The organism is Halorubrum sp. CGM4_25_10-8A (genome assembly GCF_005435025.1).
Taxonomy (GTDB): domain Archaea; phylum Halobacteriota; class Halobacteria; order Halobacteriales; family Haloferacaceae; genus Halorubrum; species Halorubrum ezzemoulense.
In genome coordinates, this window is record NZ_SGTX01000042.1 from 1 (window position 1) to 3,279 (window position 3,279).

General features: G+C 69.9%; 5 protein-coding genes. 3 read left to right on the plus strand and 2 right to left on the minus strand.

From position 1 onward, the window contains the following. Positions 1 to 117: 117 nt before the first annotated feature. On the minus strand, positions 118 to 1,029 hold the full coding sequence (gene thiL, locus EXE52_RS18005) for a thiamine-phosphate kinase (RefSeq protein WP_089308120.1): 912 nt from the start codon (positions 1,027 to 1,029) through the stop codon (positions 118 to 120). A gap of 352 nt (positions 1,030 to 1,381) precedes the next feature. On the opposite strand from thiL, the gene EXE52_RS18010 reads away from it, so the two are divergent. The 3 genes from EXE52_RS18010 to aceA are packed head-to-tail and all read left to right on the plus strand — an operon-like array spanning position 1,382 to position 2,965. Next, the gene (locus EXE52_RS18010; protein WP_049931564.1) at positions 1,382 to 1,714 is read left to right on the plus strand and encodes a hypothetical protein; all 333 of its coding nucleotides are present in this window, start codon (positions 1,382 to 1,384) and stop codon (positions 1,712 to 1,714) included. Continuing rightward, complete coding sequence (locus tag EXE52_RS18015; protein ID WP_086216768.1) at positions 1,711 to 1,923, plus strand: hypothetical protein; 213 nt, start codon at positions 1,711 to 1,713, stop codon at positions 1,921 to 1,923. The genes EXE52_RS18010 and EXE52_RS18015 overlap by 4 nt, the downstream gene beginning before the upstream one ends. Positions 1,924 to 1,927: 4 nt before the next feature. After that, positions 1,928 to 2,965, plus strand: coding sequence for an isocitrate lyase (aceA, locus tag EXE52_RS18020; protein ID WP_086216767.1), 1,038 nt, complete (start codon positions 1,928 to 1,930; stop codon positions 2,963 to 2,965). Between the two features lie 88 nt (positions 2,966 to 3,053). On the opposite strand, the gene EXE52_RS18025 is transcribed toward aceA, so the two are convergent. Beyond that, positions 3,054 to 3,279 (minus strand): CoA transferase (locus EXE52_RS18025; protein ID WP_199239174.1); only part of this gene is annotated, 226 nt, incomplete at its 5' end.

Genomic DNA, 3,279 nt, shown 5'->3' on the forward strand with positions numbered 1-3,279 from the left:
GTGGATCAGTCGTTTATAAGTTCGACTCTTGGACGGTCGGGCGGCCGGGGCTTCGGTGGTGTTCGCCGCCGCTCTGCGGGCGCTCATTTATAAGCGAACCACTGGGACCTCGGTGACCTATCCGTCTCCGTGCGTGAAGCCGCGGTCGGGCAGGGGCTCGCCGTCGGCGAGGACGCGCGACCCTCCTTCTTCGGGCTCCTCGACCACCGTCCCGATCCGCGTGAGCCCGGCGGGACACGACTCTTCGACCGTATCAACCTCCGCTTCCGGTACCGCACAGACCAACTCGAAGTCCTCGCCGAAGTGCGCCGCGAGTTCGAACCGCTCCGTCGACCCCTCCGCAACCCCCTCGACCGCGGGGTGAACCGGAACCGCGTCCCGCTCGATCTCGATCCCGACCTCGCTCGCCTCGGCCAGCTGGTGACACGACCGCGCCAGCCCGTCCGAGGAGTCCATCATCGCGGTCGCGTGCGATGCCAGCGCCAGCCCGTCGGCCACGCGCGGCGTGAACCGGAACAGCTCGTTGGCGCGCTCGGTCTCGCCCTCGCCGTCGTTTTTGAAAATCCGCAGCGCCGCTGCGGACCGGCCCCACTCGCCGGTGACGCAGAGCGCGTCGCCCGGTCGCGCCCCGTCACGCGTGACGGCCCCGGCGTCGGTGATCCCGCCGACCGCGGTGGTCGCGGTCGTGAACTCGACGTGTTCGTCGAGGTCGCCGCCGACGTACTCGGCGTCGACCGCCTCGCAGACGTCGACCGCGCCCGCGACGAACCGGGTCAGCTCGTCGCGGTCGAACGCCTCGTCGGCGTAGACGGCGACCGCGGCCCGGGCGGTCGCGCCCATCGCCGCCACGTCCGACAGCGACGCGCCGACTGCGCGCCAGCCGGCTGTGTACCGCGTTGTGCCGGCCGGGAAGTCGGTCCGCTCGTGGAGCATGTCCGTCGTGATGACCGTTCCGTCGACGACGGCGGCGTCGTCGCCCGCGTGCGGGAGGTCGGCCGCGAGAGCCCGGAGAGCGTCGCGCTCGTTCACTACCCTACGCTCCGCGCGGCGGGGTCAATAAGCGATCGGTCCGGCCCGGCTCGGTCTGGCCCGGTCCGACGCCGTCGATGTCGCTCGGCGGCGTCACCGACAGTGTTGTGGACGCTGTCACCGGCGGCGAGGGGCGCGCAGCCCCGGATGTCTTCGTTTGTATGGGCCGTGTTGTCATGGAACATTTAACCGAATAAAACAACATAACGAATATTATCATTATCAATCATTATGTTTATTATCTTCCTCCGATTTGCTCCGGTCGCAATGGCAGTATCCGTACGCGGACACGCAGCGACCCGAGGCACCGACCCGATCACCAGACGACCGCCGCAACCCCCCACACGACCCGATGACGACACCTGACGACACGCCCGACGACACGACTCGACGCACCGATCGCACGACCGACCGCACGACCGGCTCGGAGCCCGCGGAGCGCTCCGACCGGACTGCTTCTCCGCAGCCGATCCCCGGCCGCATCCCGCCCACCGAGGAGGCCGGCGCGCCGCTGGTCCCGACGATCACGACGCGCCGGACCACGGGGACGCGCTCGCCCGGCTCGCCGCCCCGGGCCGACACCCGTCGCCCGACCCGTCCGCCGGCCGACGACGAGCGCGACGCACCCATGGTCCCCGACCTGCGTCCCGCCTCGCGGACGCGGACCGACGGGGGTTCGCGATGACGGCGAACGCGACGCGCCGCTCCCGCGAGCGCTCGGCCCGGTCGACCGGCGAGGACGCGTCCCGCAGCACCGTCCCAATGGCGGGGACCGGCGACGGACCGCGCCCGGACCCGACGACGTTCGCGCCGACCGCTCGCCCCGCCGACAAACGCCGATCAGGCCGGCGCACCGCGCCGAACCGCACCGCAGACGACGACACCACGCAGTAACCCGATGAATCCCAACGAACTCGACGACGACGTCTTCACCAGAGATATCGACAACCCGGCCGGCCGCCGGCTCCGCGAGCTGTTCGAGGAGCAGGAGTACACGTTCGCGCCGGGGATCTACCACGCCCTCGACGCCCGCCTCGCGGAGATGGCGGGCCTCGACGCGGCCTACATGAGCGGCTACTCGACCGTCCTCGGCCAGTTCGGCTTCCCCGACCTGGAGATGGTCACCATGTCCGAGATGGTCGAGAACGCGAAGCGCATGGTCGAGGCGACGAACCTCCCCGTCATCGCCGACTGCGACACCGGCTACGGCGGCGTCCACAACGTCCGGCGCGCGGTCCGCGAGTACGAGAAGGCCGGCGTCGCCGCCGTCCACATCGAGGACCAGACCTCGCCGAAGCGCTGCGGCCACATCGCCGGCAAGCAGATCGTCTCCCGCGAGCAGGCCCGCTCGCGCTTCGAGGCCGCCGTCGACGCCAAGCAGAGCGAGGACACCGTCATCATCGCCCGCACCGACGCGTACGGCTCCGCCAACGGCGACTGGGAGGAGCACCTCGAACGCGGCCGGATCTACGCCGACGCCGGCGTCGACCTCGTCTGGCCCGAGATGCCCGACCCGTCCCGCGAGGACGCGGTCGAGTACGCCGAGACGATCCACGAGACCCACCCCGACCTCGATCTGGCCTTCAACTACTCCTCCTCGTTCGAGTGGGGCGCCGAGGAGGACCCGCTCACCTTCGAGGAGCTCGGCGACCTGGGCTACCAGTACATCTTCATCACGCTGTACGGTCTCCACTCGGGCGCCCACGCGGCCTACGAGGACTTCGAGAACATCGCGCAGAACGACGAGGAGGCGCAGTTCGACCTCGAAGAGCGGTACATCGGCCACGAGACGGAGAGTCACCACGAGCTCTCCTTCGTCCCGCGGTATCAGGACATCGAGGCCGAGTTCGACCCCGAGGCCCGCGAGCGGCAGGAGGAGTCGGCGGGGTTCACCGAAGACGAGAGCGACCCGATCACGGCCGAAAACGACGACTGAGCGACCGCGAAAACCGGTGACCGAGCGCTCGGCGGCGACCGACGGCGGAGCGCTCGACGGAACCCGACCACCGAGCGTCCCGTCGCCGTCAGTTGTCCGGAATCGCTCCCCGTTCTTTCAGCTCCGCGATGTCGCCGTCGCCGTAGCCGTACTCGTCGAGAACTGACTCCGTGTGTTCGCCGAGCGCCGGCGGGTGGCGCCGGACGGTCGTCGGCGTCCGGGAGAAGTGCATGGGCGAGCCGGGGAACGTGACGGTGCCCGCGGTCGGGTGTTCCGTCTCGGCGACCATCCCGCGCGCCTCGATTTGGGGGTCG

What these genes read in the sequence shown, in the direction of transcription:
- EXE52_RS18010 (WP_049931564.1), top strand. Translation starts at nt 1,382, where the DNA reads ATGACGACACCTGACGACACGCCCGACGACACGACTCGACGCACCGAT.
- EXE52_RS18015 (WP_086216768.1), top strand. Translation starts at nt 1,711, where the DNA reads ATGACGGCGAACGCGACGCGCCGCTCCCGCGAGCGCTCGGCCCGGTCG.
- aceA (WP_086216767.1), top strand. Translation starts at nt 1,928, where the DNA reads ATGAATCCCAACGAACTCGACGACGACGTCTTCACCAGAGATATCGAC.